Below are 2846 nucleotides of genomic sequence, written 5' to 3'. Positions count from 1 at the left end.
AAGCCAGCACGCGCGTGCGGCTGCGCTGCCAGGCGGCGCCCGGCACGCCGACGATCTGCGGCGGCAACTCGGGGTCGGCAGCCAGGGCCAGCACGAGGTCGCCGACGCACGTGACCGCAGTGTCACCTGACGCGTCGGCGTCGAACGCCAGGCGGCGCATCAGCGCGAAGTCCAGGCCTCGGCCGCGCGCCTTCAGCCAGGCTTCCTTCAAGGTCCACCACCGCAGGAAGTCCCGCGCACGCGCCTCGGGCGGCAGGGCGGCGAGCTGCTCGCGCTGCGCCGGGCCATGCACCGCTTCGGCCAGCGCCAGGTGGTCGCGCGGGCGGGACAGGCTTTCGATGTCGATGCCCACCGGCACCTCGCTCGCCGCGCAGGCCACGACACCGGCGCTGTGGCTGATCGACACATGGCCGCCATCGACACCGGCCACGACGCAGGCGCCGCTGTCGGCCACCTCCAGCGCAGGCAGGGCCGCCGAGCCCGACCAGCCCTGAATGGCACGGCGGGCCAGCCAGCGGCCGGCCAGGAAGGTGTCACGCCGTGCCTCGCTGCCCAGTGCCCGCAGACGTGCGGCCTCGGACAGGGTCAGCCAGCCGGCCGGCGCCGGCATGCCCGCCCGCACTTCGGGCTCGGCCGCCAGCAGGCACAGCACGTGAGACTCAGTCGGCGATCTTGGCGTAGGTGCCGCGCAGCGCCACACCGACGACGAAGGTCCCCGCGTGGCACTCGAAGTCCGTCGCGCTCTTGTACTCGTTCTTCTTGTAGTAGCTGACGATGTCGACGACGGCGTTGCCCCCCTCGCGCTTGGCGCTGGTCTGCAGGTTGATCAGCGCGCTCAGCGCCGCCCATTTGCAGCCGAACTCGTCGCTCTTGTTGAAGCCGTTGGTCTTGGGGTTGCTCGTGCCGGTCGAGAACCGCTTCAGGACCTTGGGTGTGCTCTGGCCGGCGAGGAAGAACTTCATGTCCGAATCCAGCTTGCCCTGAGCCTCAGGCATGGCCAGCACGTCGGCCAGCGGGATGTACAGGACGGTGTCGCGTGCGAAGGCGGACGTGCAGGACAGGGCCGAAGCGAGGGCCAGGGCGACGAGACGGGTTTTCATGCGCGAGCTTCCTTGGTGGTTTGAAATGAGAGGATCAATGGAGGGGCCGGGCCGGCGCGGCGACGTCAGATCCGGCGCAGGATCAGTGAGGTGTTGATCCCGCCAAAAGCGAAGTTATTAGACATCGCAAACTCAGTCTCCAGCTTGCGGCCACCGGCGAGCACGTAGTCCAGTTCGCCGCAGCGCGGGTCCACCTGCTGCAGGTTCAGCGTCGGCGCGAACCAGCCGGCCTTCATCATCTCCAGCGTCATCCACGTCTCCAGCGCGCCGCAGGCGCCCAGCGTGTGGCCCATGTAGCTCTTCAGCGACGAGATGGCCGTGCGGGACCCCAGTACGGCCTGGGTGGCCTGGCTCTCCGCCACGTCGCCCTGGTCCGTGGAGGTGCCGTGCGCATTGACGTAGGGGATGGCGCCGCCCGGCAGGCCGGCGTCCTCCAGCGCCAGGCGCATGGCCTGGGCCATCGTGGCGGACTGCGGCTGCGTGACGTGCGTGCCGTCGCAGTTGGTGCCGTAGCCGACGATCTCGCCCAGCATCTGCGCGCCGCGCGCCTTGGCGTGCTCGTACTCCTCCAGCACGAAGGTACAGGCGCCCTCGCCCAGCACCAGGCCATCGCGTTCCTTGTCGAAGGGGCGCGGCGTCATGCGCGGCCGGTCGTTGTACTGGGTACTGGTGGCGAACAGCGTGTCGAACACGGCCGCCTGCGTCGGGTCCAGTTCCTCGGCGCCGCCGGCCAGCATGGCGACCTGCTTGCCGCTTTGCACCGCCTCGAAGGCGTAGCCGATGCCCTGGCTGCCCGAGGTGCACGCCGACGACGTGGTGATGATGCGGCCCGTGAGCCCGAAGAAGACGCCGATGTTCACCGGCGCCGTGTGCGACATCATCTTGATGTACGTCGTCGCCGTCACGCCGTCGGTCGACTTGTTGAGCAGCATGCGGCCGAAGTCCGCGATGAACGCGGGCGAGCCCGACGAGCTGCCGAACGAGACGCCGACCTTGCCCGACTTGAGCACCGGGTCGCCGAAGAGCCCCGCTTCCTTGAGCGCGACCTCCGAGGCCTTCGTCGCCATCTGCGCGACCTTGCCCATGCCGCGCATCGTCTTGCGGTTGTAGACCTTCTCGTCGAGCGTGTACGGCGCGCACATCGCGGCGAGGTGCGTCTGCATGCCGGCGTACTGCTTCAGATCGGGCTGCACCTGCACCGCGTTCTTCTTCGCCTGCAGGCGAGCGAACACCGTCGGCCAGTCGTTCCCCAGGGGGCTCAGGGCCCCGGCACCGGTCACTACGACGCGTCGCATGTCAGCCCATGCCTCCGTTCACCGAGATCACCTGCCGCGTCACATACGACGCTTCGGACGAGAGGAGGAAGGCTACCGCAGCCGCGACCTCCTCGGGACGGCCGGTCCGACGGAGCGGGATGAGCTCGAGGGCGTGCTTGACGACCTCCTCGGAGATCATCTCGGTCTCGATGAGGCCGGGCGCCACGCAGTTGACGGTGATCTCCCGCTTGGCGAGCTCGAGGGCGAGCGCCTTGGTGGCGCCGATGATGCCCGCCTTCGCCGCGCTGTAGTTCACTTGCCCGCGGTTGCCGAACTCGCCGGACACGGACGAGATGGTGACGATGCGGCCGGGCTTGCGGCGCTGGACCATCGGCATCACGAGCGGCCGGAGCACGTTGTAGAAGGCGTCGAGGTTCGTGTGGATGACCTGGTCCCAGTCGGCTTCGGTCATGGCGGGGAAGGCGGTGTC

Annotated in this window: 4 protein-coding genes; all 4 read right to left on the bottom strand. The window is 68.9% G+C overall.

The window, feature by feature from the left end:
* A partial coding sequence (locus VGF12_RS10425) for a 4'-phosphopantetheinyl transferase family protein (RefSeq protein ID WP_331175967.1) occupies positions 1-652 on the bottom strand: 652 nt, incomplete at its 3' end.
* Positions 653-659: 7 nt separating this feature from the next.
* Complete coding sequence (locus tag VGF12_RS10420) at positions 660-1100, bottom strand: excinuclease ATPase subunit (protein WP_331175966.1); 441 nt, start codon at positions 1098-1100, stop codon at positions 660-662.
* Positions 1101-1165: 65 nt separating this feature from the next.
* Positions 1166-2395, bottom strand: coding sequence for a beta-ketoacyl-ACP synthase (locus tag VGF12_RS10415; protein ID WP_331175965.1), 1230 nt, complete (start codon positions 2393-2395; stop codon positions 1166-1168).
* A 1-nt stretch (position 2396) separates the two neighbouring features.
* Positions 2397-2846, bottom strand: a 450-nt coding sequence (locus VGF12_RS10410) for an SDR family NAD(P)-dependent oxidoreductase (RefSeq protein WP_331175964.1), incomplete at its 5' end; no start/stop codon positions are given.

The sequence above is a fragment of the Roseateles sp. genome, from assembly GCF_036404855.1.
Taxonomy (GTDB): Bacteria; Pseudomonadota; Gammaproteobacteria; order Burkholderiales; family Burkholderiaceae_C; genus Pelomonas.
Note: the sequence above shows the minus strand (reverse complement) of the source record. Positions and strands in the feature narration are given on the sequence as shown.

Excerpts from the sequence above, each read along its gene's own strand:
- VGF12_RS10420 (WP_331175966.1), bottom strand. The coding sequence starts at position 1,100 with ATGAAAACCCGTCTCGTCGCCCTGGCCCTCGCTTCGGCCCTGTCCTGC.
- VGF12_RS10415 (WP_331175965.1), bottom strand. The coding sequence starts at position 2,395 with ATGCGACGCGTCGTAGTGACCGGTGCCGGGGCCCTGAGCCCCCTGGGG.